Source organism: Saccharopolyspora spinosa NRRL 18395 (genome assembly GCF_000194155.1).
In the GTDB taxonomy this organism is placed as follows: domain Bacteria; phylum Actinomycetota; class Actinomycetes; order Mycobacteriales; family Pseudonocardiaceae; genus Saccharopolyspora; species Saccharopolyspora spinosa.
The window spans coordinates 1,996,558-2,021,730 of record NZ_GL877878.1 but is presented as its reverse complement, the minus strand read 5'-3'; the positions used below and the strand labels follow the sequence as shown (position 1 = coordinate 2,021,730).

Annotated in this window: 24 protein-coding genes; 15 read left to right on the top strand and 9 right to left on the bottom strand. The window is 69.7% G+C overall.

Features of this window, described 5'->3' with window-relative positions:
* Window positions 1-350: 350 nt before the first annotated feature.
* The 3 genes from SSPN_RS0110190 to SSPN_RS0110180 all read left to right on the top strand — a co-directional run bounded on the left by SSPN_RS0110190 (window position 351) and on the right by SSPN_RS0110180 (window position 3,406).
* Window positions 351-1,037 (top strand): response regulator transcription factor, encoded by a 687-nt coding sequence (locus SSPN_RS0110190; RefSeq protein WP_010694187.1) that lies wholly within the window; start codon window positions 351-353, stop codon window positions 1,035-1,037.
* The gene (locus SSPN_RS0110185) at window positions 1,034-2,407 is read left to right on the top strand and encodes a sensor histidine kinase (RefSeq protein WP_010694186.1); all 1,374 of its coding nucleotides are present in this window, start codon (window positions 1,034-1,036) and stop codon (window positions 2,405-2,407) included. Before SSPN_RS0110190 ends, SSPN_RS0110185 begins: the two co-directional genes overlap by 4 nt.
* Window positions 2,408-2,566: 159 nt before the next feature.
* The gene (locus SSPN_RS0110180; protein WP_010694185.1) at window positions 2,567-3,406 is read left to right on the top strand and encodes an NUDIX domain-containing protein; all 840 of its coding nucleotides are present in this window, start codon (window positions 2,567-2,569) and stop codon (window positions 3,404-3,406) included.
* 249 nt (window positions 3,407-3,655) lie between these two features.
* Here the strand turns inward: SSPN_RS0110180 and trpS are convergent, their stop codons facing one another.
* The gene (gene trpS / locus SSPN_RS0110175; RefSeq protein WP_010694184.1) at window positions 3,656-4,621 is read right to left on the bottom strand and encodes a tryptophan--tRNA ligase; all 966 of its coding nucleotides are present in this window, start codon (window positions 4,619-4,621) and stop codon (window positions 3,656-3,658) included.
* Between the two features lie 208 nt (window positions 4,622-4,829).
* On the opposite strand from trpS, the gene SSPN_RS0110170 reads away from it, so the two are divergent.
* A complete protein-coding gene (locus SSPN_RS0110170; RefSeq protein WP_029535177.1) occupies window positions 4,830-5,141 on the top strand; it encodes a YciI family protein in 312 nt (103 codons plus the stop codon).
* 42 nt (window positions 5,142-5,183) lie between these two features.
* On the opposite strand, the gene SSPN_RS53635 is transcribed toward SSPN_RS0110170, so the two are convergent.
* Window positions 5,184-5,390 (bottom strand): hypothetical protein, encoded by a 207-nt coding sequence (locus tag SSPN_RS53635; RefSeq protein ID WP_143539480.1) that lies wholly within the window; start codon window positions 5,388-5,390, stop codon window positions 5,184-5,186.
* Between the two features lie 279 nt (window positions 5,391-5,669).
* Here SSPN_RS53635 and typA point away from each other — a divergent pair, with 279 nt between their 5' ends.
* The 7 genes from typA to dapC all read left to right on the top strand — a co-directional run bounded on the left by typA (window position 5,670) and on the right by dapC (window position 13,550).
* Window positions 5,670-7,589 (top strand): translational GTPase TypA, encoded by a 1,920-nt coding sequence (gene typA, locus SSPN_RS0110160; protein ID WP_029535176.1) that lies wholly within the window; start codon window positions 5,670-5,672, stop codon window positions 7,587-7,589.
* 293 nt (window positions 7,590-7,882) lie between these two features.
* Window positions 7,883-9,631 (top strand): ABC transporter family substrate-binding protein, encoded by a 1,749-nt coding sequence (locus SSPN_RS0110155; protein ID WP_029535175.1) that lies wholly within the window; start codon window positions 7,883-7,885, stop codon window positions 9,629-9,631.
* Window positions 9,632-9,911: 280 nt separating this feature from the next.
* Window positions 9,912-10,823 carry an N-acetyl-1-D-myo-inositol-2-amino-2-deoxy-alpha-D-glucopyranoside deacetylase gene (mshB, locus tag SSPN_RS0110150; RefSeq protein WP_029535174.1) on the top strand — a complete coding sequence of 304 codons (912 nt, stop codon included), beginning with the start codon at window positions 9,912-9,914 and terminating at the stop codon, window positions 10,821-10,823.
* On the top strand, window positions 10,820-11,182 hold the full coding sequence (locus SSPN_RS0110145; protein WP_010694176.1) for a hypothetical protein: 363 nt from the start codon (window positions 10,820-10,822) through the stop codon (window positions 11,180-11,182). Before mshB ends, SSPN_RS0110145 begins: the two co-directional genes overlap by 4 nt.
* 17 nt (window positions 11,183-11,199) lie before the next feature.
* Window positions 11,200-11,967, top strand: a complete 768-nt coding sequence (locus SSPN_RS0110140; RefSeq protein WP_010694175.1) for a hypothetical protein — start codon at window positions 11,200-11,202, stop codon at window positions 11,965-11,967.
* Window positions 11,968-12,108: 141 nt separating this feature from the next.
* Entirely contained in the window at window positions 12,109-12,429 is a 321-nt protein-coding gene (gene fdxA, locus SSPN_RS0110135) for a ferredoxin (protein WP_010694171.1), read from the top strand.
* On the top strand, window positions 12,426-13,550 hold the full coding sequence (gene dapC, locus SSPN_RS0110130; protein WP_010694169.1) for a succinyldiaminopimelate transaminase: 1,125 nt from the start codon (window positions 12,426-12,428) through the stop codon (window positions 13,548-13,550). Before fdxA ends, dapC begins: the two co-directional genes overlap by 4 nt.
* A gap of 238 nt (window positions 13,551-13,788) precedes the next feature.
* Here the strand turns inward: dapC and SSPN_RS0110125 are convergent, their stop codons facing one another.
* The 6 genes from SSPN_RS0110125 to SSPN_RS0110095 form a co-directional block, all read right to left on the bottom strand.
* Window positions 13,789-14,730, bottom strand: coding sequence for a CHAD domain-containing protein (locus SSPN_RS0110125; RefSeq protein WP_010694167.1), 942 nt, complete (start codon window positions 14,728-14,730; stop codon window positions 13,789-13,791).
* Window positions 14,731-14,875: 145 nt separating this feature from the next.
* Entirely contained in the window at window positions 14,876-15,862 is a 987-nt protein-coding gene (gene dapD / locus SSPN_RS0110120; protein WP_010694165.1) for a 2,3,4,5-tetrahydropyridine-2,6-dicarboxylate N-succinyltransferase, read from the bottom strand.
* 261 nt (window positions 15,863-16,123) lie between these two features.
* The gene (locus SSPN_RS43280; RefSeq protein ID WP_272941756.1) at window positions 16,124-16,564 is read right to left on the bottom strand and encodes an LppA family lipoprotein; all 441 of its coding nucleotides are present in this window, start codon (window positions 16,562-16,564) and stop codon (window positions 16,124-16,126) included.
* 531 nt (window positions 16,565-17,095) lie between these two features.
* Window positions 17,096-17,626: an LppA family lipoprotein gene (locus SSPN_RS43275; RefSeq protein ID WP_010694161.1), complete on the bottom strand. Its 531-nt coding sequence runs from the start codon at window positions 17,624-17,626 to the stop codon at window positions 17,096-17,098.
* Complete coding sequence (locus SSPN_RS0110100) at window positions 17,623-19,398, bottom strand: alpha/beta hydrolase (protein ID WP_010694159.1); 1,776 nt, start codon at window positions 19,396-19,398, stop codon at window positions 17,623-17,625. The genes SSPN_RS43275 and SSPN_RS0110100 overlap by 4 nt, the downstream gene beginning before the upstream one ends.
* Window positions 19,399-19,406: 8 nt before the next feature.
* Entirely contained in the window at window positions 19,407-19,712 is a 306-nt protein-coding gene (locus SSPN_RS0110095; RefSeq protein ID WP_010694158.1) for a hypothetical protein, read from the bottom strand.
* Window positions 19,713-19,937: 225 nt separating this feature from the next.
* On the opposite strand from SSPN_RS0110095, the gene dapE reads away from it, so the two are divergent.
* Entirely contained in the window at window positions 19,938-21,014 is a 1,077-nt protein-coding gene (gene dapE / locus SSPN_RS0110090) for a succinyl-diaminopimelate desuccinylase (protein WP_010694157.1), read from the top strand.
* A gap of 70 nt (window positions 21,015-21,084) precedes the next feature.
* Here dapE and SSPN_RS0110085 read toward each other — a convergent pair whose 3' ends face one another.
* Entirely contained in the window at window positions 21,085-22,068 is a 984-nt protein-coding gene (locus SSPN_RS0110085; protein ID WP_010694156.1) for a slipin family protein, read from the bottom strand.
* 223 nt (window positions 22,069-22,291) lie between these two features.
* Between SSPN_RS0110085 and SSPN_RS0110080 the strand changes: the two genes are divergently transcribed.
* The 3 genes from SSPN_RS0110080 to folP all read left to right on the top strand — a co-directional run bounded on the left by SSPN_RS0110080 (window position 22,292) and on the right by folP (window position 24,798).
* On the top strand, window positions 22,292-23,077 hold the full coding sequence (locus tag SSPN_RS0110080; protein ID WP_010694155.1) for an LOG family protein: 786 nt from the start codon (window positions 22,292-22,294) through the stop codon (window positions 23,075-23,077).
* The gene (locus SSPN_RS0110075) at window positions 23,074-23,658 is read left to right on the top strand and encodes an LOG family protein (RefSeq protein ID WP_010694152.1); all 585 of its coding nucleotides are present in this window, start codon (window positions 23,074-23,076) and stop codon (window positions 23,656-23,658) included. The genes SSPN_RS0110080 and SSPN_RS0110075 overlap by 4 nt, the downstream gene beginning before the upstream one ends.
* Window positions 23,659-23,958: 300 nt before the next feature.
* Complete coding sequence (gene folP / locus SSPN_RS0110070; protein WP_187764815.1) at window positions 23,959-24,798, top strand: dihydropteroate synthase; 840 nt, start codon at window positions 23,959-23,961, stop codon at window positions 24,796-24,798.
* Window positions 24,799-25,173 lie beyond the last annotated feature (375 nt).

The window sequence follows — 25,173 nt, the reverse complement described above, 5'->3', positions numbered from 1 at the left end:
GGGAACGACGTTTGTCGTAGGTGGTTCGCGCGGCGTTAGTCGCCCGATCCGATGGCGAGGGACATCACAGCGGGCCGGATCGCAGGTGTCACCGCATGGCGTTGATCCACTTCGGACGGTCACCACAGGGAACGGATTTCCGCGTATTCCGACCAGGTCGATGCCGGGCATCGGCCTCGATGTCCGGCATGAAGCGGCGTAGCCGCTGGTCATGTGCCCCACCGGTACCGCGGCGCGTGCGAACCCGGAGCGGCTGCCAAGGCTGAGATCAGCCTGAGAATGGGGCCCGGAGCTGAGATCATGCTGAGATTTCCCTGCCGCCGGGGTTGCCGGATCGGCATGCTTGGGTCATGGTTCCGCGGGTGTTGGTGGTGGACGACGAGCCGGGAGTTCGCGCTGCGCTGCGCCGCGGGTTGTCCGCCGAGGGCATGGGCGTGACCGTCGCGGCCGACGGCACCGATGCCCTGCGCCTGGCCTTGACCGGCGCCTTCGACGTCGTCGTGCTGGACGTCATGCTGCCCGGCCTGTCCGGCTACCGGGTGCTGGAGCGGATGCGCGCCGACGACGTGAACACCCCGGTGTTGTTGATCTCGGCGAAGAACGGCGAGGTCGATCAGGCCGACGGGTTGGATCTCGGCGCGGACGGTTACCTGGTCAAACCCTTCTCCTTCCTGGTGCTGGTCGCGCAGGTGCGCGCGTTGCTGCGGCGCCGCGACACCGCCGGGCGGCAGGCGAGCCTGCGGGTCGGCGAGCTGGAGATCGACCGGGCCACCCGCGAGGTGCGCTGGGCTGGCGAGGTGATCGCGCTCTCGCCGCGCGAGTACGGGCTGCTGGTCGCGCTGGCCAGCCACCCGGAGGCGGTGGTGCCCAAGGACGACCTGCTGCGCATGGTGTGGGGCGAGGAGCAGTTCGTCACCCGCAACGTCGTCGAGGTCTACGTCGGTTACCTGCGCCGCAAGCTCGCCGCGGCCGGCGCCGGTGAACTGGTGCAGACCGTGCGCGGCCAGGGCTACCGGGTCTGCGTCGAAACGGCATGATCGCGCGCCTGCGCCGGTGGTGGCACCGACGCACCATCCAGTTCCGGACCAGCGTCGTGGCCGCCGCCGTCGCGCTGATCGGACTCGGCGTGATCGCGCACGTGAGCACCGGGGTCGTCAGCTGGTTGCTGATCGACTCGGTCGACGCCGACCTGCAGCGCACCGCCACCACGACCGCGAGCCGCCTCGCTGGCGGGACCGCGCCCTCCGCCGTGGCCACGCCCGAGATCCGGGTGCTGGACATCTCTGGCGCGCCGCTGGACGGGCTGCCGGGGACGAGCCTGCACCACTGGCAGATCGACGAGCTGCGCTCCGGCGACGGCGTGATCGACTTCGAGCCGTCCGCCGAAGTGCACCGGTGGCGCGGCATCGTTGTGCCCGACCCGACCGGTCGACCGCTGCTCGTCGCCACCGGCGCGAGGCTGGTCGGGTTCACCGACACCGCGGGCAAGACCGGCCGCTTGCTCAGCTTCGGGTCGATCCTCGCCGCCGCGCTGGTCGGGCTGGCCACCTGGCTGGTGGTGCGCCGTTCGCTGGGCCCGGTGGAACGGATGCGGGTGGCTGCCGCAGGGCTCCCCGAAGGTCAGCGGCTGCCGGTGCCCGAGGCCGCCGACGAGATCCGCGCGCTCGCCGAAGAGCTCAACACCATGCTCGCCCGGCGCGACGCCGACACCGAGCGGTTGCGACGGTTCACCGGCGATGCCGCGCACGAACTGCGCAACCCCGTCGCGTCCATCCGCGCCCAGGCCGAGGTCGCCGTGATGCACCCGGACCCGGAGCTCGCCCACGAAACCCTGCAGGACATCGCGCACGAAGCGCAGCGACTGTCGGCCCTGGTGGAGAGCCTGCTCGCGTTGGCGCGGGCCGAGCGCAACACGGCCGCCCCCGGGCAGCCGGTCGACCTCGTGACGGCGGTGCGGGCCGCCGCCGACCGGCTCGAACCGCCCGGCGCGCCCGGCACCGGCCCGCGGATCGAGGTGGAGGTCCCGGCCAGGCCGGTGCTGGTGCTGGCCGACCCGGCGGAGGTGTCGACGGTGCTCGACAACCTCGTCGGCAACGCGTTGCGCTACACCCGGACGCTGGTGCGGGTCTCCGTTTTTGCTGATGGCATGGGCTCCTCCGGAGCGGATTGGGTGCGGTTGGTGGTGGACGACGACGGGCCCGGGATCCCGATGGCGCACCGCGAGCGGGTGTTCGACCGGTTCCACCGGGTCGAACCGGACCGGGCGCGCACCACCGGCGGTGCCGGGCTCGGGCTCGCCCTCGCAGCCGAGGCGGTGCGCCGTCGAGGTGGCGCGGTCCGGGCCTCGACATCGCCGGACGGCGGTGCCCGCGTCGAGGCACGCTGGCCCCGGCATGCGGCCCGCTGAGCGCCCGGGTGCTGCGGCGGTGCCGGTTGCGGGAGCGGCTGCCGTTCGCCTGGCATCGACGTGCGGTCGGGCGCGTAGCGCGCCCAAGCAGCGTGGCCTCCGACCAGGCGGTGGCCGGTGACCCGCTCGGGTGGGGCAAAATGTCTGCACGTGTCGGTTTTGCGGAGCACCGGACTGATCGAGGCACCCCCGGCCACGGTGGGGGCCGCGCTGCGGCACACCCGCACCGCCGAGGTCGGACTCGCCGCCCTCGGTGTCAATGGCCGCGCCGCGACCCGTCCGGCCGCGCTGCTCGTCCCCGGTGACGAGATCGTCTTCCACACCAGAATCGCCCGCCTCCCTGCGGATCTGACCACTCGAATCGTGCGCGCCGATGCCGACTCGATGAGTTCCGTGCTCATTTCCGGCCCGCTGCCAGAGTTGCGCCACGAATCGGTACTCGCCGAGGTCGGTCCCCGGACGCTGCTTACCGACTCGTTGCACTGGACGACGCCGTTCGGCCCGTTGGGACGGCTCGCCGACATCACCGTCGTCCGCCGGTTCGTGCTGGACGTGCTGGCCGCGCGCATCGCCGCCGTGCGCGAGCTCGCCGAATCCTGGGCTTCCCGGCCGATCGTCGTCGGCACCGCAATCGTCCACAAAGGACTATTGCTGGCGCAGCAACGCCGCTACCCGGCGCCGGACGCGGGTCGCTGGGAACTGCCCGGCGGCCGGGTCGAGCCAGGCGAGGACGAACCCACCGCCGTAATCCGGGAATGCCAGGAGGAACTCGCCGTCGAGGTCCGCCCGACCGGCCGCGTCGGCACCGACGTCCCGCTCAGCAACGGAATGCTCCTGCGCATCCACGCGGCCGAACTCGCGGACCCCACGGCCACACCGAAAGCGGTGGAGCACAACGAGGTCCGTTGGGTGTCGGCGGACGAATTGGCCGAACTCGACTGGCTCGACGCCGACCGGGTCCTGGTCCACTCCCTCCGCGAGCTACTCGCCGACTCGTAGCTATCCAGATCAACGAGCGGATCGAACGGGGCGTGTGGGTCGAACGATGGTGCAGCCATTGCGGCACTCCTCTCGACCAAGAACGCGGCGTTGCCTTCCAGCGCAATACCCATGAGTCCAGGCTGCCGATACTGATCAGGTGTTCGCCAGGTGATCCACTCGAACTAGTGAACGAATGCGCAGGTGGTGCAGGGTGGGGGCGCTCGTGGCCCGGTATCCGGGTCGCGAGCGCCCCCCCGCTGGAGCGGATCAGCGCAGGCCGGTGACGCGAAGGGCGGCTTGCAGGCGGGGCTGCGCCCGCTCGCTCGCTCGCTTCGCCCCGTGCGCCCGGATGCGGTCCAGCTCCATCGGGGCGTCCAGCAGCTTCCGGGCGCGTTCGCGCACCGGTCGCAGCTCCTCGATCACCGCCTCGGCCACCGCCTCCTTGAGCTCCGTGTAGGTGCTCGCGGATTCCGTTGCGGCGTAAGGGCTCGTGCCGTTGCAGGCGGCGAGGATCTCCAGGAGGTTCGCCACGCCCGGCCGACCATCCGGGTCATACCGCACCTCGTCGAGGCCGTCGGTGACCGCGCGGCGGAACTTGCGCCGGATGGCGTCCGGCTCGTCGAGCACGAAGACCACGCCGGGGCTCTGCTGGTTGGACTTCTCCATCTTGCGCGTCGGGTCGGCGAGATCCCGGATCCGTGCCCCGGTCTTGGGCATCACGGCCTCCGGGACGGTGAAGACGTCGCCGTAGTTGGCGTTGAACCGGCGGGCCAGCGTGCGGGCCAGCTCCACGTGCTGGTCCTGGTCGCTGCCGACCGGCACCTGGGTGGCGCCCTGCAGCAGGATGTCGGCGGCCATCAGCACCGGATAAGTCAGCAGGCCAACCCGGACCGACTCCTGCCCGGCGCCCCGCTCCTTGAACTGGACCATGCGGGCGGCCTCGCCGTAGGAGCAGGTGCATTCCAGGATCCAGTTCAGCGTCCCCAGCTCGCCGACCAGATCCGACTGCACGAACAGCGAATCGGGGTCGATGCCCGCCGCGAGCAGCACCGCGAACTGCTCCCGGGTCAGCGAGCGTAGCCGCTGCGGACGGTGCGGCGTGGTCATGGCATGCAGGTCGGAGACGAAGAACAGGTCCGCGGGTTCGCGCTCGGCGGCCCACCGCCGCACGGCGCCGAGGTAGTTGCCCAGCTGGACGTGGCCGGACGGGGTGATGCCGGACAGGCGGGTCATTGGTCTCTCCCGGGTCTTGGGCCGCTGCCCGCCAGGATCGACCTCATACCGCTCGGCCGCCCGGCGGAGCGGCCGATGTCTGCGTGTCAGTGCACGACGTCGCTGGGCCGCCCTCGGACGGCCCACCACATGTTCGACATTGCGTGCACGCCGTAATGTTACCGCTTGGTGATCGGCAGCGGTCAAGGAGAAGGGCTACCGTGAAAGAATGTTTGTAGTGCTGCTGCAATACACCGCGCCAGAATCGGATATCGACGGCCAACTGGTAGATCACTACGAATGGGTTACCCAGCATTACGACGCTGGCGACTTCATCGCCGCCGGCCACCGCCATCCGCGCAGTGGCGGGGTGATCATCGCCCGGGCGATGTCCCGCGGTCGGCTCGATGCGATCCTCGCGACCGACCCGTTCGCGCTGCACAAACTCGCTCGCTACGAGGTTATCGAGTTCACCGCGTTGCGGACGATCCCCGAACTGGCGAAGTACGCCGACCCGCTGTCCCCGGCCGCCCGTAAGTAGTCCCAGACCTATCCGCAAACCACGGCAGGTGCCGCGGTCAGATCATTTCGCGCTCTTTTTCTTTAACCCTTTCTTGACCTTCTTTTGGGATTTCTTGACCTCTTCCGCCTTGGCCTCGCGCAGCAAGTCGCGCAGTACCACGATCGGGCAGCTCTTGCAGGGTGGTCGAGATCGACAACATTTCTTCTTGACCTTGATGGTGCCTTTGCCCACGGTTTGTTCTTCCGATGCCGAGACGGGGTTAGGCACAGGCTAGGCGAACCTAACCTCGGTTGGCGAACTTGATGTTGGGAGCCGGGCGTCGGGTGTTGCGCTGGGCACGCGACGGCCGGTCCCGCATCAGGTTGCACTACCCTGGGGGAGCCGCGCGTCGACGTGCGTGCGCCTCCGCTCGGCGGGGGTGGCGCCAATGAGCTCCGCAGCAGCGGCGCAGTGGAGCCGCGGCTCGGTGCCTTGCGGATCATCCCGCACCCGGACGAAGTCGACCAAACCCGCCGCGCCCACCTGCGCCGATCCAGGAGTACCCGCGTGTCCGCCACCAGTGTCGCCGCCCTCATTCGCAGTGATCTGCGCAACGTCGCCATCGTTGCCCACGTCGATCACGGCAAGACCACCCTGGTGGATGCCATGTTGCGGCAGTCCGGGGCCTTCTCCGAACGCGCGGAGCTCGTCGACCGCGTGATGGACTCCAACGACCTGGAGCGGGAGAAGGGCATCACGATCCTCGCCAAGAACACCGCGGTCAGGCGGGAGACCGACGCCGGCCCGGTGACCATCAACGTGGTGGACACCCCCGGCCACGCAGACTTCGGCGGCGAGGTCGAGCGCGCCCTGTCGATGGTGGACGGGGTGTTGCTGCTGGTGGACGCCAGCGAAGGCCCGCTGCCGCAGACCCGGTTCGTGCTGCGCAAGACGCTGGCCGCGGGACTGCCGGTGATCCTCGTGGTGAACAAGGTCGACCGCCCGGACGCCCGCTGCGCCGAGGTCGTCGAGGAGACCCACGACCTGCTGCTGGAACTGGCCAGCGAGCTCGACGGCGAGGTCGAACTCGACATGGAGGCGATCCTGGACCTGCCGGTCGTCTACGCCTCCGCCCGCGCCGGTCGGGCCTCGCTGGCCCAGCCGGTCGACGGCGAGCTGCCCGCCGAGGAGGATCTCACCGCGCTGTTCGACGTGCTGCTCAAGCACGTGCCCGCGCCGACCGCGGACACCGAGGCGCCGCTGCGCGCGCTGGTGACGAACCTCGACGCGTCCTCCTTCCTCGGCCGCATCGCGCTGTGCCGGATCCACTCCGGCACGTTGCGCAAGGGCCAGACCGTCGGCTGGTGCCGTGCCGACGGCACCGTCGAGAAGGTCCGGCTCACCGAGCTGCTGATCACTGAGAACCTCGACCGGGTGCCGTGCAACGAGGCGTCCGCGGGCGACCTGGTGGCCATCGCCGGTATCCCGGACATCACCATCGGCGACACCATCGCCGACGCCGACGCGCCCGAGCCGCTGCCCCGGATCACCGTCGACGCCCCGGCGATCTCGATGACCATCGGCGTCAACACCTCGCCGCTGACCGGCCGCAACGGCGGCACCAAGGTGACCGCGCGGTTGGTGAAGAACCGGTTGGATGCCGAGCTGATCGGCAACGTCAGCATGAAGGTGCTGCCCACCGAGCGGCCGGATGCCTGGGAGGTGCAGGGCCGCGGCGAGCTGGCGCTGGCCATCTTGGTGGAGACCATGCGCCGGGAGGGCTTCGAGCTCACCGTCGGCAAGCCGCAGGTGGTCACCCGGACCATCGACGGCCAGCTGTGCGAGCCGTTCGAGCGGCTGACCATCGATGCCCCCGAGGAGCACCTCGGGGCCGTCACCCAGCTGCTGGCCGGGCGCAAGGGCCGGATGGAGAGCATGGACGGGCACGGCACCGGCCGCATCAAGCTGGAGTACGTGGTGCCCGCCCGCGGCCTGATCGGGTTCCGCACCGAGTTCCTCACCGAAACTCGCGGCACCGGCATCGCCAACCACGTCTTCGAGGGCTACTTCCCGTGGGTGGGCGAGCTGCGCACCCGGCATACCGGTTCGCTGGTGGCCGACCGGGCCGGCTCGGCGACCACCTACGCGCTGTTGCAGTTGGCCGACCGTGGCAGCTTCTTCGTGGAGCCGGGCAACGAGGTCTACGAGGGCATGGTGGTCGGGGAGAACCCGCGCGCCGAGGACCTCGACGTCAACATCTCCAAGGAGAAGAAGCTCACCAACGTGCGGTCCTCCACCGCGGACGAGCTGGAGCGGCTGGCCAAGCCGCGGACGCTCGCGCTGGAGGAGGCGCTGGAGTTCTGCTCCGGTGACGAGTGCGTCGAGGTCGGCCCGGCGGCGATCCGGGTGCGCAAGCTGGTCCTGGACGGCACGACCCGCGCCCGCGAGCGTTCCCGCGCCAAGGCCCGCGACAACAACGTCAACTGAGGTGTGCTCGGGTGGCGATTTCGTGCGAAATCGCCACCCGAGTACGCGCTGGGAGCGCCGGTTTCGCGCGAAATCGTCGTTCCGTGCTTGCTGAGCTCCTACGTCGTCGAGTCCGCCGGGATTTCGCCGATCCGCACGCGGCGCGGGTGGGCGGCGAGGACACTGGGCTTCGACCCCGGTGTCGATCATTTCGTCGACGGCAGGAACCATAGGCTCCCGCGCGTCTTCCGCACGTGCGGGCCGCCCCGGGTGGGCCGGGGTGGTCGGGCAGCAGACGTGAGGGGAGGTTCGGCGTGTCCTTGGGTCGACGCCGTCCACTGGCCGCTGTCTGCCTGCTGGTGACAACCGTCAGCGTGGTGGCTGCCTGCACAAATGCGCCCCCGCCGCCGCTTGTGCCACCGCAACCCCCGACGCAGTCGTCGACGACCAGCGCTCCGCCGACGCAGCCGATGCCGGTGGAGGTCGTCGTCGGTGTCGACGAGCTCGAAGGCGGGTTCAACCCGCACACGCTCGCTGACCTGTCGCCGACGAGTTCGGCGCTGGCCAGCCTGATGCTGCCGTCGGTGTTCCGCCCGGCGCCGGACGGCAACCTGCAGCTGGACGGCACGCTGATGGAATCGGCCGAGGTGGTGCCGGACGCGGAGAAGTTCACCGTGCGCTACCGGATCCGGCGCGAGGCCAACTGGTCCGACGGCGCACCGATCGCCGCCGAGGACTTCGTCTACCTGTGGGAACAGCTGCGCTCCCAGCCCGGGGTGGCCGACCCGGCCGGTTACCAGTTGATCGACGACGTGGCGTCGCGGCAGGGCGGCAAGACCGTCGACGTCACCTTCGCCAAGCCGTTCCCCGGCTGGCAGACGCTCTTCAACAACCTGTTGCCCGCGCACCTGCTGCGGGACGCGCCGCGCGGTTGGGCGACGGTGCTCGACGACGGCTACCCGGCCTCCGGTGGGCCGTTCGCGATCCGGCAGATCGACCTCGACCGCGGCGAGATCATCCTGGAGCGCAACGACCGGTACTGGGGCCCGCCCGCGCAGTCGGACCGGATCGTGCTGCGCGCGATCGACAGGGCCCGCCAGGTCGAGGCGCTGCGCAGCGGCGACAGCCACCTAGCGGTGTTCGGCGCGGACCGGGGCACCATGCAGGCGCTGCAGGACCTCGGCGACGCAGTGCAACTGATCACCGTGCCCCGCCCGGCGACTATGGAGGTGCTGCTGCGGCACGACAGCCGGGCGCTCGCGGATGTCAAGGTGCGCCGGGCGGTCCTCGCCGCGCTCGACCGGCCCGCGTTGATCGAGGCCGGCACCGGTGGCGGGCCTGCGGCGCAGCTCCAGGCGCACGCCCAGGTGCTCGCGCCGTCCGAGCGCGGCTACACGCCGACCGAACCGGGGCTGCCGAACGGGCCGGACCCCGCGCAGGTCGATCGGCTGCTCAACGAGGCCGGATACCACCGCAGCGGCGGAGAGTGGCTGCGGGACGGGCGGCCGTTGAACCTGGTCATCGCGGCGCCGTTCGAGCACGAGTCTTACATCCGGATCGCCGAGGCAGCCGCGCGGCAGCTGCGGGACCAGGGGATCCAGGCGACCGTGGTGACGCCGACCGGTGATCAGCTGTTCGGCGAGATGCTGTCGGCCAATCCGCAGTCCGGCGAGTCCGGCGGGTCGGGATCGGTGGACATGGCCATCGCGCCGCGGCCGGCCGGGGGCGACCCGGCGGCGATGTTGGCGTCTTCGTACGGCTGTCCGGGCGTGGCGAAGGACAGCGAGAAGCCGTTCCCGTACAACGACGCCGGGTTCTGCGATCAGCTGCTGCAGCCGACGATCGACGCGGCGTTGACCGGCCAGGTGCCGTTCTCCGAGGCGTCGGCGGCCGTCGAGCCCGTGCTGTGGCGCGACGCGGTGGCGCTGCCGCTGTACCAGCAGGCCCAGGTGATGGCGCTGCGCCGGGAAGTCACCGGAGTCGAGGCGGGCAATGGTTTGGCCGGGCCGTTCTCCACCGCTGCCCGCTGGGTCGGGACGCCCGCCGACAGCGACGGGTATTAACCCGCACGGGGCGGGTTGCCGGGCGGCGGTTTCTCGGGAAATCGCCGCCTCTCCAGCCCCTCCAGGCCGCCTTTCACCGCCTGTGATGGGATCGCGCGGCTACTCCGCGGACTCGGGACCTGCGATCTGCGGAGACGCTGCTGTCGTCGGCTTGCGGGCGTATCGGTTCCGCCGTGGGTGACGTGACCCGGTGGGCTGTACGCAGCGTGCCGATACGGACATTCGGGGTAATGCGGCTACCGTGCGCTGTGTGGTTTGCGCCGCAGATTAATCTGGTCCGGTGACGCTGACGGCCCCACCGAGGTTGCTGCTGGTACACGCGCACCCAGACGACGAGACCCTCTGGACCGGCGGGACGGTCGCCCGCTACGCCGCCCGCGGCGTGCAGGTGGTGGTGGTGACCTGCACCCTCGGCGAGGAAGGCGAGGTCATCCCCGAGAGCCTGCGGGGCTTGGCCTCGGACCAGGCCGACCAGCTCGGCGGTTACCGGGTCGGCGAGCTGCGCTCGGCCTGCGCCGCGCTGCGCGTGGCCGACCACCGGTTCCTAGGCGGCGTGGGGCGCTGGCGCGACTCCGGGATGCTCTGGGAGCAGCCGGGCCGGGCGGGCGCGCTGCCGAACGCGCATCCGCGGGCTTTCGCCACCGGTGACCTGCAGGAGCAGACCGATGCGCTGGAAGCCGTGCTGCGCGAGGTGAAACCGCAGGTGGTCGTCAGCTACGCGGCCGACGGCGGCTACGGCCACCCGGATCACATCCGGGCCCACGAGCTGACGGTCGCGGCGGCCGCGAAGGTCTCCGACGTGCAGCGGGTGTTCTACGCGGTTCCGTCCCGCGACGTGGTCGCCAAGGGGCTCGCCGCGTTGGCGCAGGCCGAGGACCTGCCGTTCGAGCTGCCCCAGCCGCACGAACTGGCCGGCGTCGACGACGAGTCCATCACCACGGTCGTCGACGTGTCCTTGCACCTGCCGGCCAAGATCAGCGCCCTGCGCGCGCACGGCACCCAGGTCAAGGTGTGGCTGGACCAGTGGCACAACGGCGAAGGCGTCGCGGCCTACGCGCTGTCCAACGGCGTCGCCCAGCCGATCGTGACGACCGAGCACTATGTGTTGGCGACGGGTGATCCGCAGGGCTGCCAGACGGATCTGTTCGGCGGGCTCGGGGTGAGCGGAACCGAGCCGGTTGGCGACCGTTGACCGCAGGTGACCGCGTGCTGCTGGGCTTCCTGCTGCTCGATGCCGTCCTGCTGGCCCTGATCGAGCTGCTGTTCCTCCCGTCGTACCTCGGCTCCGTGCAGGTCCCGATCACGGCCGCGCTGGCGGTGGTGACCACGCCGCTGCTGGTGGCCGAGGCCGCGAGGCTCTCGCCGCGGCGCCGGGTGGCCGGTGCGCCGCTGCTGGTGTGGTTCGCGACGGTGTTCGTGTTCGGAGTCTTCGGGCCGGGCGGCGACATCGTGTTGCTCAACGATTGGCGTTCCTTGCTGCTGATCGGCGGTGGCGCATTGCCGAGCGCGGTGATGCTCGGAATCGTGATGGGAAAGAACCCCAGGACGTGAGGTCTCGGGGAGCGGCGATGGCTGAGGTGTTGACCGACGAGCGGATCGCGGCCGTGCTGCGGCCGTTCGTGAGGGCGACCGCGCCGGTGCTTGATGCCTTGCGTGAGTCGGATCCGCTGCGGCTGCGCGGCCGGAGCGAGGAGCTCGAGTTGGGGGAGTCCGACGGGGCGCTGCGGAAGGTCCTGCGCCAGCTCGACGGGATGCAGCTGCCCGGCAGTTCCGCCTGGGATGCGATGTCCGTCGAGGATCGCTGTGACTGGTGGGCATCGCGGGTCGGGAGGTTCCTCGCGCTGGTCGCCGGGCTGCCCCGGTTCGGCGGGGTGATCACCTCGCGGCTGCCGATCCGCAACGCTCTCGGCATCACCGGGCAGGGCTTGGTGTTGTGCGCCATCGCCGCCGAGCACGGTGTGACCGACCGGGCCGTCAAGGTGCAGCTGATCGCCAAGGTGCTGCTCGAACGCGAGCTCTCGGCCGAGCTGGCGGCGGGGCACGCCGAGGACGACGAACGGGTCTCGGAACTCACCGAGGACATCGAGGCTTCGCGCCACGAGCACGGCCGGGCGACGCCCAAGGCGGTCGCGCGCACGGTGTGGCGAATGGCACGTGCGCTGTGGGAGATCGATTCGGAACTCGGCAAGCGACCGCAGGGCCGCTTCTACCACGAGTTGCTCGGCAGCGTCCCGGTCGTCGGCGTCGTGGGTGGCTACCTGGGCGAAAGATCGGCTTTGCGCAAGGTTGGGCGGCTCGGGGCGCAATGGTTGCGGCGCAATGGTTTACGCCGTTAACCCGGGCGTCGTAGAGTCGGTCCGGCTCCCGCGCTATGGGACCAGTTACGTGTCCAGGGTGGGTACGAGAGATACTGTCAGCAGTCGCCTCAGGAGGTTCCTGAGCGCGAGTAGGACAACGCTTCGAGCAGGAGAGCAACCGTGACCTACGTGATCGCCGAGCCCTGCGTCGACGTGCTCGACAAGGCATGCATCGAGGAATGCCCTGTCGATTGCATCTACGAGGGCGGGCGGATGCTCTACATCCACCCCGATGAGTGCGTCGACTGCGGTGCCTGCGAACCGGTCTGCCCGGTGGAGGCCATCTACTACGAGGACGACGTGCCAGAGGAGTGGGCGGCCTACACCAAGGCGAACGTGGACTTCTTCGACGAGCTGGGCTCGCCGGGCGGTGCCGCGAAGGTGGGCAAGGTCGACAAGGACGTCGAGCCCATCAAGAGCCTGCCCCCGCAGGGCGAATGAGCTCCGGAACCGGTCCGGGCGCCCCGGCGCCCGGACCCCGGGGCCCGCAGCTGCCGGACTTTCCGTGGGACTCGCTGGCGGCCCAGACCGCCACGGCCCGGCTGCACCCGGACGGCATCGTCAACCTCTCGGTCGGCACGCCGGTCGACCCGGTGCCGGAGAACCTGCAGCGGGCGTTGTCGGCGGTGGCCGACCAGCCGGGCTACCCGGCCACGCACGGCACCCCGGAGCTCCGCGAGGCCGCCGTCGCCGCGCTGCACCGGCGCCACGGCGTATCCGGCCTGGTACCGGACGCGGTGATGCCGACCATCGGTTCGAAGGAACTGGTGGCCTGGCTGCCGCTGCTGCTCGGCGTCCGGCCCGGTGACATCGTCGCGATCCCGGACCTGGCCTACCCGACCTACGAGGTGGGCGCGAAGATCGCCGGCGCCGAGGTGGTCCGGCTCGCGCCCGGCGAGCTGCCGCCGCCCGGAACCGTTTTGCTGTGGCTGAATTCCCCGTCCAACCCGACCGGGCGGGTGCTGGGTGCGCAGCAACTCGCCGACTTGGTGCGGGCGGCGCGGGAGCTCGGCGCGGTGGTGGCAGCCGACGAGTGCTACCTCGCGCTCGGGTGGGAGGCCGAACCGGTGTCGGTGCTGCACCCCTCGGTGAGCTCCGACTTCCGCGGCGTGCTAGCCGTGCATTCGCTGTCGAAGTCCTCCAACCTGGCGGGGTATCGCGCCGGGTTCATCACCGGCGATCCGGATCTGGTGGCGCGCGTGCTGGAGCTGCGCAAGCACGCGGGGATGATCGTCCCGCGCCCGGTGCAGGAGGCGATCACCGCGGCGCTGAGCGACGACGCGCATGTGAGCGCGCAGCGCGAGCTCTACGCGGCGCGGCGGGCGGTGCTGCGGCCCGCGCTGGAGGCGGCGGGGTTCCGGATCGAGCACTCTGAGGCGGGCCTGTACCTGTGGGCGACCCGCGGTGACGGTGCTTGGGAGACGGTGGATTGGTTGGCGCGGCGGGGAATTCTCGTCGCGCCGGGCACCTTCTACGGTCCGGCGGGCGACCGCCACGTCCGCATCGCCCTGACGGCGACGGATGAGCGCATCGCCGCAGTCGCCAAACGCCTGGGCGAATGACCGGTTCAGTCCCGTGAGCGCTTGTGCTGCCGAGGCCGTTTTGGAAGTGGTCGTCCGGGATGTGGTAGTCCGGGCTTTCGTCTTTGAAGCGGCGCCAGCCGCCTAGCCCATCTACGACACTCGCACTGCTGCGGGTTCTCGGACGTCGTCTGGCGAGGAACAGCCCCGATGCCGCGTGGGTCATACGTAAGTCGGGGATTCCGGAGTCCAGGCGGGCGCTTGTCCGGGGGAAGCGCTGTCAGATCGCTGCGGCCGCGGTGTCCAGGGCTTCCCAAGCCGGTTTCCACTGGGTCCGGCGGGCTGCCTTGCGCGTCTGTTCGCGCTCGACCAGGCGCCCCGCCACGAAGGCGACCGCGGCGTCGACGTCCTCGCCCAGGTCGCTGAGCAAACTGCGGACGCGCTCCTCCGCGACGCTGGCGTCTTGGTGTTCCCCGAGCACGTCCTGGAACTGCCGCGCCGCCTTGATCAGCTGCTGCATCGGTTTCCCGAACGCCGGCTGCGCCAGCTCCGCGGTGTAGCGCACCCGCTTGCCCCGGATGCGCAGCGCGTGCAGCTCGTCGTCGGCGGGCACTTCCGGTAGCTGTGCAACGGATTTCCGGAGTTTGCGGAACTGGCCGACCACCAGCCTGCGCAGCTTGCGCTCTGCGTCCACATCGGAGTCCGGAGTCGGCAGTCCGGAGCGGAGCGCGTCGGCGATCGAACGGAGCAAGGCCAGGTACCGGTCGCTGTCCAGCGCGGTGAGCATCGCGACCCGCGCGAGGCCGTGCTCGGCCTCCAGCCCGGCGATCAGCCGGTCCGCCGCGGCGCGCTCGTCTGCTGGGAGGTCGGCGCTCTCCTCGCGGAGCCGTTCCAGCAGAACGTCGAGATCGCGGACCGGGCCCAGCGCCTTGCCCAGCCAGCCCAGCTCCGCGCGCAGCGGCTCCGACCAGTCCTGATCGAGGAACGGCCGGCCGGACAGCAGCATCGCGCGCATCCGGCGCACCGATACCCGCATCTGGTGCAGTTCCTCGGGATCCTCGCCTCGCCTGGTGCCCGGATCGTGTGCGATCAGGGCGCGCAGGCGGGCGTCCAACCCGGCCCGGATGTGCTCGGCGAGGGGTGCCCGCCGATCGGCCGCCAAGGGCTCGGCGGGCAGTTCAACGACGCTCGTCAGGTCTCGTTGCTGCCAGCTGGTAGCCATTGCCAATGATAAAACCGACCGCCCCGAGCGATGCCTCGCCCATCCAGTGAAAACCGCCCGGATTACGGGGTGAAGGGCCCCTTCGACCGGCTAGAACCCAAGGTCGGTCGAAGGAGCCCTTCGTGGTGTCGGAAGCCCGTTCGGGTCAGTCGTTGGCGTGGAGCGCCGCGTTCAGCTCCACCTTGCCGCCGGTGCGGGCGGTGACCTCGATCGTGCCGGTGGTGGAGTTGCGGCGGTACAGCAGGCCGTCCGAGCCGGACAGCTCCAGGGCCTTGGTGATGGTGCCGTCCGGCAGCGTCACCTTCGTGCCCGCCGTGATGTACAGGCCCGCTTCCACGACGCAGTCGTCGCCCAGCGAGATGCCCACGCCGCCGTTGGCGCCGATCAGGCAGCGCTCGCCGACGGAGATGACCTCCTTGCCGCCGCCGGAGAGGGTGCCCATGATCGAGCCGCCGCCCCCGACGTCGGAGCCGTCGCCGACGACGACCCCGGCCGAGATCCGGCCCTCCACCATCGACGCGCCCAGCGTGCCGGCGTTGAAGTTGACGAAGCCCTCGTGCATCACGGTGGTGCCGCTGGCGAGGTGCGCACCCAGCCGGACCCGGTCGGCGTCGCCGACGCGGACCCCGGACGGCACGACGTAGTCGACCATGCGAGGGAATTTGTCGACGCTGTAGACGGTGACCGCGCCGCGCGCCCGCAGCCGCAGCCGGGTTGCCTCGAAGCCCTCCACCGGGCATGGGCCGTGGTTGGTCCACACGACGTTGGCGAGCAGGCCGAACATCCCGTCGAGGTTCTGCCCGTGCGGGCGGACCAGCCGGTGCGACAGGAGGTGCAGGCGCAGGTAGATGTCGTGCGCGTCGACCGGCTCGTCGGAGAGCCGACCGATCTCGGTGCGCACCGCGACGACCTCGACCCCGCGGGCCTCGTCCCGCCCGAGCAGGGCCGCCCCGGCCTCGCCGAGGGACTCGGCCGCCTGGTCGGCGGTCAGCCGCGTGGTTCCGGACTGCCCCGGCTCGCCGAGCTTGACGGTGGGGAACCAGGTGTCCAGCACCGTGCCGTCGTCGGTCACGGTGGCCATGCCCACGCCGTGGGCACCCGTGGTCTGCGGGTCGGGAGACTGTGCACTCATACCGGAAACGGTAATCGGCGCAGGTGGTGGCGTCCCGCAGGGGTGGGCCCCACCGGGCGGGCCGAACGACGCACCAGTGTCGGGTGCAAGGGCGGTTTTGTTCTTCAGACGGTGTCAGCCATTTGGCCAACTCTCGCAACCGGCACCGCCGCGGCTTCTCAGACGTCGTCTGGCGAGGCCTGGACGTGCGTGAGTGTCGGGGATTCCGGAGTCCAGACGGTGTCTGAGAAGCCGCTACCTGAACCGAGTGGAAACAGGCTTTCAGCCCTTCGCGGCGGCGAGCAGGTGACAGCCAGTGGTGATCATCAGCACCGTGTTGGCTGCGGTGCCGAACTGGTAGACCGCGCCGAACTGATCGTTGCCGATGATCTCGTGGTCGCCGCTGCGGTTGACGATGATCTCGGGCTCGCCGAAGCCGTACTCGACGGTGATCTCCTGGACGATCTCCACGGCCAGTGGCCAATCCGCGTCCGGGAGGTTGCCGGGCGCCCGCCACGACTCCAGCACCCGGCTCTCCGCGTCGAAGACGTCCGGGAACTCGGTGCAGCCGGCCCGGCTGACGGGGTCCGACACCGCCCACGACAGCGGCCCGACCTCGGTGTTGAGGCGGTCCAGCAGTCGCTGCTGCATCTGTTCGTAGCGCTCGCTGATCTCCTCGATGCTGGGGCGCTGGCGGAGCAGGCTGCGCGGGTCTTCCACGATTCCCCCGTCGGGTCCGGTGTTGGCGACGGTCGCCTCAGGAGATGATGCCGGAGATCATGTCGCCGATGCCGCGGCCATTGTCCTTGACCGCCCGATCCGGCACTCCGGCCACCACCGCGCTCATGTTGTACTGGCCGGTGCTGGGGGGTGAGGCAGCTGCTGAGACCCTCGACGCCCTTGCCGTGCTCGGAGTCCTTCGCGGACAGTCCGGTCATCCCGCCCAGGTGGCTGGGGTCGCCGCCGAAGCGGCCCAGGTCGGCCACCCAGTCGTTCTTCGCCTCGATCCGGTACGAGTGCCCGGCCGGCACGTTGAGCTCGTCGTCGAGGCCGGCCAACTCGTCCCGGCGCTTGCCGAGGGTACGGAAAACCCCCTCCAGCGCATCGGTTTTCCAACGCCGAACGGCGGCAAACGGCACCATGACGCGGCCTGGCCTTTCGGCGAACTGGTCGGTTGCTGCGGAGACGCGGCCGGGAGTCCTTCGGGCCGCCGCAGCAACCCGAAGGACTCACGGCTGGCGGCCGCTACTGGGGTCAGCCCTTGGCGGACTGGAGCAGGTGACAGCCGGTGCGGAGGCTCATGATCGTGTTCACCTTGGTGCCGAACTGCAGCTTCGCGCCGAAGTCGTCCCGCATCTCGACCTTGTGGTCACCGGGCCGGTTCACCACGATCTCCAGCTCCTTGAAGCCGTACTCCTTGGTGACGTCGATGGCGATCTGCTGAGCCCGGTCCCACTCGCCGTCCGGGATATTGCCCTCGTAGACCCAGGTGTCCAGACTGTGCTCTTCGGCGCCGTCGACATGCGAGAGCTCCTTGCCCTGGCAGGCCGCCTGGCCGGGGTCGCCCTTGTTGATCCACGGCGTCGCGAGGCCGAGATCGGCGGACAGCCGATCCCGCAGCTTCTGCTGCATTTCCTCGTAGCGCGAGGTGATCTCTTCCATAGACGGTCGCTGCTGCAGCATGCTGTGCGGGTCTGACACGTTTCCCCCGTCGGACGGTTCAGGTCCGCTCGCGCAGCTGGTGGCGAGCAGACCGCAGAGGACGAACAGGATGAGTTTTCTCATGAGAAGAAGTCCTTGATGCCGGATACCGTCTTCTCGCCCAGGTCCTTGGCACCGGACACCGTCTTCTCGCCGAAGTCGTAGATCGCGGAGCCCGCTTCCTGGGCCTGGTGCGGCACGTAGGAGATCACATCGCCGACGCCGTCGGTCTTGCCCTCCACAGTGTTGTCCGGCAAGCCCGCGACCACTGAAGCCATGTTGTGCTGGCTGGTGGTGTCGGGTTTCAGGTAATCGCTGTGGCCCTCGACGCCCTTGCCCTCGGCCGACTTCTCGGTGGACAGGTCCTTGAAACCGTCCATGTGGGACGGGTCGCCGCCGAACCGGGCGAAGTCCGCGACCGGGTCGTCCTTGGCTTCCAACCGGAAGGCGTGCCCCTCCGGGACGTGCAGGTCCTCGATGTCGTTGGTGCCGACGCCGGGCGAGCCGAAGATGATCGCGTCGTCGACGCCGTGGCCGCCGCCCTGCAGGGCGTAGCCGGTGGTGGTGGAGCCGTAGGAGTGCCCGATCGCGGTCAGGTGCGGGTCGGTGTCGCGGGACTCGTTGATCCCCTTGTAGAAGTTGTTCAGCTTCTCCCCGCCTTCCTGGGCGGAGTTGGAGCTGACCACCGAATCGCCGAAAACGTCCGTGTCCTCGGACTTCTGCGGGGCCTCGTAGCCCAGCCAGGCGACTGCGGCGACGCTGTCGTCCTTGCCGTTGCGGTTGAGTTCGGCCTTCGATTCCTTGACCAGTTCCTGCATCTTCGAGTCGTAGTCGCCGAGGCTGCCCTGGACCGTCGTCGTGTAGCCGGGGGTGAACACCGAGACGTGGTCGGCGGTGTCCACATCGCCCACCGCCACGGCTGCCTTCATCCGCTCGCCGCTGCTGTCGAGCACCAGCAACTGGCGCGGCGGCTGCTCCTTGGCGATGGTCTTCTCGACCTCGTCGAGGGACTTGAGCTTGTCGTTGACCTGCTGGAGCTTTTCCTTCTCGTCCTCGGAAACGCCGCCCTGTTCCAGCTTCGCCTTCTCCGCCTGCAGGTCGCCGCGCACGTCGTCGATCCGGCTGCGGTTGGCCTCGTCGCGGACCTCCGCGGGGATGCCGTCGCGGTTGCCCAGCCATTCGGGCGGGTTCTCGCGCAGCGCCGCGCGCTGCTCGTCGGACAGCGACTTCCACCACTCCGCCGTGGCCTTCGGCGAGTCGTCCTTCGGTTTCCCGGCGGACTCCGCGAGGGCCTTGATGTCGTCGGTGTTCGCGGCATCGGCCAGGGAATCGCCTTTGCCGGGCTTGATCTCGTCCTGCTCCGCCGAGGTCAGCGCCTTGGCGAGTTCGGCGTCGGTGCGTTCGGCCTCGTCGAGGATCTTCTCGATCGTCTCGACCAGCTTGTCGCGGACCTGGATCCGCTGCTGCTTGACCTGCTCCAGCTGGTCTTCCGGCACGTCCTGCGGCGGCTTGACGTCCTTGACGCCGCCCTCTTCGGTGATCTCGAAGCCGTTGGCCTGCGCCTCGTGCTCGGCCTGCTGGATCTGCTGCTTGATCCTGGCGACGTCGTCGGCCGCCGCGGCGACCGCGACCCGCACGGTGGCGACCTCGGCCACCAGCGAGCGCATGTCCGACATCAGCTTCTCGTGCTGCTTGGCCGAGCCGTCGGCGGCTTTCCCGTTCCAGCCCTCGGGGTTCTTGGCGCCGTCCAGCTCGTCCTGCAGGTTGATCAGGTCGTCGCGGCGCTTGCCGAGGTCGTTGTGGACGGCGTCGAGGCCCTCCGGTTTCCAGCGACGCACATCGGCGAAGGACACCATCTCGCTGCCTACCTTCCGGCCTGTGCTTCGAGGCGGCCTATGTCGGCCGCGCCGGACTCGTCGGAGTTCTGGTACTCGTCGGCGGTCGCGTTCAGCGAATCGCCGTGCTGGAGGGCGGCCTCGCTCCAGGACTTGATCGCCTTCTCCCAGCTTTGTGCGACCTGCTTCGCCGCGCCTTCCGACTTGCCGCCGGGCATCGCCTCGGCGATGTCCTCGGGCGGGGGTCCGAGCTTGACCTGCCCGGCCTGCTCGCCGGCCGATTTCGCGCTCGCCCCAGCCTTCCTGAGCGCGTCGGGATTGGCCGTGTAATCCATGCCCACCTCCAGCGGCGGCTGCCTAGCGTGATGATCACGCGTTGGACGGTGGTTGCGCGGATCCGGTTCCCATCCGTTCCCATCCGTTCCCATCCGTTCCCGACGCCCGGCGAACGCCGTCTCTGCTGGTCAGGTCCCGTGAGAGCGGTCCGGTGCGGTAGCGCCCAGACGTGCTGACGGGTCGCTACCAGCGGAAACGGAGACCCCCCGGGTAGCCTCCGGGGCGTGACTGCGTCGTTCGATATCACCGCTGACCCCGTCGAGCTCACCGCCGCGCTGGTGGACATCCCCAGCGTTTCCGGCGGGGAGAAAGCCATCGCCGATGCGGTGGAACAGGCGTTGCGCGCCCAAGCGCCGCACCTCGAAGTGGTGCGCAACGGCGACGCGGTGCTGGCGCGGACGAACCTCGGCCGGGATTCGCGGGTGGTGCTGGCCGGACACCTGGACACCGTGCCGATCAACGACAACCTCCCGCTGCGGCGCACCGGGTCGGGCGCCGAGGAGGTCCTGCACGGCTGCGGCACGGTCGACATGAAGGGCGGCGACGCGGTCATGCTGCACCTCGCCGCGACCCTCACCGAACCGCGCCACGACCTGACTTTCGTGTTCTACGACTGCGAAGAAGTGGAAGCCGAGCGGAACGGCCTGAACCGCATTGAGCGGGAGCTGCCGGACTGGCTCGCCGGCGACCTCGCGGTGGTGTGCGAGCCGTCGAACGCCGCGATCGAGGCGGGCTGTCAGGGCACCATGCGCGTGGAGGTCCGCACCACGGGTACCCGCGCGCACACGGCTCGCGCGTGGATGGGACTCAACGCGATTCACGCGGCGCACCCGGTGCTTCAGCGGCTGGTCGACTACACGCCGCGCAACCCGGTGATCGACGGCCTGCAATTCCGGGAAGGCCTGCAGGCGGTCCGGATCGACGGCGGTGTCGCGGGGAACGTGGTGCCGGACGAGTGCGTGGTGTCGGTCAACCACCGGTTCGCCCCGGACAAGTCGTTGGCCGACGCCGAAGCGCACCTGCGCGAGGTCTTCGGCGGCTTCGAGGTCGCGGTGGTCGATGGGGCCCCGGGCGCGCTGCCCGGCCTGACCGCCCCGGCGGCAGCGCAACTGGTCGAGGCCTCCGGTGCGCAGCCGGTCGCGAAGCTCGGCTGGACCGACGTGGCCCGCTTCGCGGCCCGCGGCCTCCCGGCGGTGAATTTCGGCCCGGGCTCACCGACCCTGGCCCACACCAAGCAGGAGCACGTCGCGACGGCGGAAATCCGCCATTGCGCCGAGGTCCTCCACCGCTTCCTCTCGTGATCCTGTGAGGGGGCATTCGTGACCAGGCAATTCGGTCACGGGTGCCCCTCACTCCGCTCAACGCGCGGGATCAGGCGATGCCGAGCATCGACTCCTCGCCGCTCCCCGCGCTCTCCGAGCGCTCCGCCGGCTTCGCCGTGCTCGCCCTCCGGCCGTCGGTTTCCTCGCGTTGCTGCGGCAGCTCCGCTGCCTCCGGCCTCGCTGCGGGCAGCTCCGCCGCCTCCCGCTCCGCGTCGGTGAGCTCCACCGGCTGCTTCGCGGGCTCCTCGCTCGGGGCTGCGTCTCCGCTCGTCGCGGCGGCGATGTGCTTCGCGGTGTCGACGAACTGCAGGAGTTCGACCGGGAAGGGCAGCACCAGCGTGGAGTTCTTCTCCGCGGCCACTTCGACGACCGTTTCCAGCAGGCGCAGTTGGAGCGCGGCCGGGGTGTCGGCCATGACGTGCGCCGCGTCGGCGAGCCTGCGGGATGCCTGGAACTCGCCGTCCGCCGAGATGACTCGCGAACGCCTTTCGCGTTCTGCTTCGGCCTGGCGGGCGATCGAGCGCTTCATGGACTCCGGCAGCGAGACGTCCTTGATCTCCACCCGGTCGATGTGCACGCCCCAGCCCAGCGCCGGGTTGTCGATCATCAGCTCCAGGCCCTGGTTGAGCCGTTCGCGGTTGGACAGCAGGTCGTCTAGGTCGCTCTTGCCGATGATCGAGCGCAGCGAAGTCTGCGCGACCTGGCCGACAGCGAACAGGTAGTCCTCGACGTTGACGATCGCGCGCGCCGGGTCCTCGACCTTGAAGTACACGACCGCATCCACCCGGACGGTCACGTTGTCGCGGGTGATGCCCTCCTGGGCCGGCACCGGCATGGTGACGATCTGCAGGTTGACCTTCCGCATCCGGTCCATCACCGGGACGATCGTCGTCAGCCCTGGTCCGCGGGTGAGCTCCTGCAGGCGGCCGAGGCGAAACACCACGCCGCGCTCGTACTGCTTGATGACCTTGACGCTCGCGGCTACGTAGATAACACCCAGGGCGATGATGAGGATCAGCAGTTCTATGAGCATGGCTGGCTCCCGGGCTAGATTCCGGTCGTGCCCGGCGACCCGCTCCGGCGCCTGCGTAGATCGAGGCGGATCTGCGTGGTGTGCGCGGCCGGCGTCGCCGGCGCCACTAGATCTTTTCTTCGTATCGTACGCCGCTGCACGCTCGTGTGAATCCCTCGTGAACAGCCATTTCCCGGGGCGGGCAGGCGATGGGTGCCGATCGCCCGTGCGTACTCTCGACCGCATGACAATCGAAGGCGTGTGGGGCGAGCCGAACGGCTCGGAACGCCCCCAGGAGAAGCAACGCGGACCCGTGGTGCTGCGCCGGGCGAGTTTGAGCGATCCGACCACCACCGACCAGCGGCTGCTGGACTCGCGCGGCCCGTCGGACTGGGTGCACACCGACCCGTGGCGGGTGATGCGCATCCAGTCCGAGTTCGTGGAGGGCTTCGGCGCGCTCGCCGAGGTGCCGCGCGCGGTGACCGTGTTCGGTTCGGCGCGGACCTCCCGGGAACACCCGGAGTACGCCGTCGGCGTCGAGCTCGGTGCTGCGCTGGCCAGGATCGGTTGCGCGGTGATCACCGGCGGCGGACCGGGCGCGATGGAGGCCGTAAACCGCGGCGCGTCGGAGGCCGGCGGGCTGTCCATCGGACTCGGCATCGAACTGCCGTTCGAGCAGGGCCTCAATCCGTGGGTGGACCTCGGCGTCAACTTCCGCTACTTCTTCGTCCGCAAGACGATGTTCATCAAGTACGCGCAAGCCTTCGTCTGCCTGCCCGGCGGCTTCGGCACTATGGACGAGCTGTTCGAGTCGCTGACCCTGGTGCAGACGAAGAAGGTCACGAAGTTCCCGGTGGTGCTGTTCGGCAAGTCCTACTGGCAGGGCTTGTACGACTGGATCCGGGACAGCATGCACGGCGCGGGCAAGATCGGCGACAAGGATCTCGCGCTGCTGCACCTCACCGACGACATCGACGACGCGGTCAGCATCGTGCAGGAGGCGTACGAGGCGTGGGAGGCCACTCATTGAGCAGCGCTGAATCCGAACTGGGGGAAATCGCGGGGGAGACCACTGTGGACGTTGCGGTCTGCGTCTACTGCGCGTCGCGCCCGGTGCCGCAGCACCACCTGGACCTGGCTGCCGAGGTGGGCACCAAGATCGCCAAGCGCGGCTGGACGCTGGTCTCCGGCGGCGGCCGGGTGTCGATGATGGGCGAGGTCGCCCGGGCGACGCGGGCCGGTGGCGGCCGGACCGTTGGCGTCATCCCGCGCGCACTGGTGGACCGCGAGGTCGCCGATACCGAGGCCGACGAGCTGCTGGTCGTGGACACGATGCGGGAGCGCAAGGGCCTGATGGACGCGCACTCGACGGCGTTTCTCGCGCTGCCCGGCGGCATCGGCACCTGCGAGGAGCTGTTCGAGATCTGGACGGCCCGCTACATCGGCATGCACGCCAAACCGGTCGTGCTGCTGGACCCCGACGGGCACTACCGCGGGCTGATGGACTGGCTGCACGGCCTGGTGGACACCGGTTTCGCGACCCAGCACTCGCTGGAGGTGCTCACGGTGGCCACCGACGTCGACGAAGCCCTGGACGCCTGCGCCCCATGACCCTCCCGGACCAAAGCCAGGGGCACCCGCGCGGCGCACGGAACTGCCCGTAGGCGTCAGGCAAGCGGCGTTAGCCGCGTTTTCTTTCGCCACGTACGCAACTTGTGCCGCCGCGGGTTCTCAGCGGTCGTCTCACGAGTGCAACCCCGATGCCGCTTATTGGTCATGCACAAGTCGGGTCGAGGCGGCCGCTGATTTCGGCTACCTGCACCGCTGCGCAAACCGATCCACATACCGCTCGGTCCTGGCCACGTGCCAGGATCTGCAGTTGTGCAGCCACTCCGGTTCCGCGACAAGGACATGCCCCAGGACCGACCGCTGGTGATGGCGATCGTCAACCGCACCCGCGACTCGTTCTTCGACCGGGGGCGCACCTTCGAGACCGACGCGGCCACCGCCGCCGTGGACCGGGCCGTCGCCGACGGCGCGGACATCGTCGACATCGGCGGGGTCCGCGCCGGTGCGCAGGGCGAGGTGGTGGACGCCGGCGAGGAGGTCCGGCGGGTGGCGCCGTTCGTCGCCGCGGTCCGGGAACGCCACCCGAACCTGGTGATCAGCGTCGACACCTGGCGCCACGACGTGGCCCGCCAGGTGTGCGAGGCGGGGGCGGACCTGCTCAACGACACCTGGGCGGGCGCCGACCCGAAGCTCGCCGAGGTGGCCGCCGAGTTCGGCGTCGGCGTCGTGTGCTCGCACACCGGCGGCCTGCCGCCGCGCACCGATCCGTACCGGCCCCGCTACGCCGACGTGGTCGCCGAGGTGACCGCCGAACTCGTCGAGCGGGCCGAGCGGATGGTGCGCCTCGGGGTGCCCGCACACGGAGTGCTGATCGACCCGACCCACGACTTCGGCAAGAACACCTGGCACGGCCTGACGCTGCTGCGGCGGGTCGGCGAGCTGGTGGCGACCGGCTGGCCGGTGCTGATGGCGTTGTCGAACAAGGACTTCATCGGCGAGACCCTGGGCGCGGAGGTCACGGAGCGGCTGGAGGGCACGCTGGCGGCCACCGCGATCGCGGCCTGGGGCGGCGCTCGGGTCTTCCGCGCGCACCACGTGGTGGAAACCCGCCGAACGGTGGAGATGGTCGCGGCCATCGCTGGCACCCACCCACCGGAACAGGTCCTGCGAGCCTTGGCCTGAGCCTCCCCAGTTTCAATTGAAACTGGGGACACCTGGGATCCCCAAGGTGAACAGTTTCAGTTGAAACTGGGGTTCTGCGGTTTTGTGGTGGGTGGTTTCAATTGAAACGGGTGTGGCTCTTTTGAGGGGAGCTGTGGTCGGGGGGGTCGGTGGGTGGTGATCGTGGTCTGGGCTCCTTCTGGTTACGTTGTGGGTTGTCTGACGTCCATCAACGTAAAGAAGGAGCCCTGTGGCAGGGTACGCGAACCACGATGTCGCCGGAGCGTTCGAATCCTCTCGGGCGGTGTTCGAGTCGATCATCACGGAGCTCGGCGCCGCTGACTGTGGCATCACGCATGGCGAGCTGGAAGAGCTGCTGACCGAGCGGTCCCGGCC

What these genes read in the sequence shown, in the direction of transcription:
- SSPN_RS0110140 (WP_010694175.1), top strand. Translation starts at nt 11,200, where the DNA reads ATGGCTGAGGTGTTGACCGACGAGCGGATCGCGGCCGTGCTGCGGCCG.
- SSPN_RS0110190 (WP_010694187.1), top strand. Translation starts at nt 351, where the DNA reads ATGGTTCCGCGGGTGTTGGTGGTGGACGACGAGCCGGGAGTTCGCGCT.
- SSPN_RS0110170 (WP_029535177.1), top strand. Translation starts at nt 4,830, where the DNA reads ATGTTTGTAGTGCTGCTGCAATACACCGCGCCAGAATCGGATATCGAC.
- SSPN_RS0110095 (WP_010694158.1), bottom strand. Translation starts at nt 19,712, where the DNA reads ATGGATTACACGGCCAATCCCGACGCGCTCAGGAAGGCTGGGGCGAGC.
- SSPN_RS43275 (WP_010694161.1), bottom strand. Translation starts at nt 17,626, where the DNA reads ATGAGAAAACTCATCCTGTTCGTCCTCTGCGGTCTGCTCGCCACCAGC.
- SSPN_RS0110085 (WP_010694156.1), bottom strand. Translation starts at nt 22,068, where the DNA reads ATGCTCATAGAACTGCTGATCCTCATCATCGCCCTGGGTGTTATCTAC.
- trpS (WP_010694184.1), bottom strand. Translation starts at nt 4,621, where the DNA reads ATGACCCGCCTGTCCGGCATCACCCCGTCCGGCCACGTCCAGCTGGGC.
- dapD (WP_010694165.1), bottom strand. Translation starts at nt 15,862, where the DNA reads ATGAGTGCACAGTCTCCCGACCCGCAGACCACGGGTGCCCACGGCGTG.
- dapC (WP_010694169.1), top strand. Translation starts at nt 12,426, where the DNA reads ATGAGCTCCGGAACCGGTCCGGGCGCCCCGGCGCCCGGACCCCGGGGC.
- SSPN_RS0110125 (WP_010694167.1), bottom strand. Translation starts at nt 14,730, where the DNA reads ATGGCTACCAGCTGGCAGCAACGAGACCTGACGAGCGTCGTTGAACTG.
- SSPN_RS0110185 (WP_010694186.1), top strand. Translation starts at nt 1,034, where the DNA reads ATGATCGCGCGCCTGCGCCGGTGGTGGCACCGACGCACCATCCAGTTC.
- folP (WP_187764815.1), top strand. Translation starts at nt 23,959, where the DNA reads ATGCCCCAGGACCGACCGCTGGTGATGGCGATCGTCAACCGCACCCGC.
- SSPN_RS0110080 (WP_010694155.1), top strand. Translation starts at nt 22,292, where the DNA reads ATGACAATCGAAGGCGTGTGGGGCGAGCCGAACGGCTCGGAACGCCCC.
- SSPN_RS0110100 (WP_010694159.1), bottom strand. Translation starts at nt 19,398, where the DNA reads ATGGTGTCCTTCGCCGATGTGCGTCGCTGGAAACCGGAGGGCCTCGAC.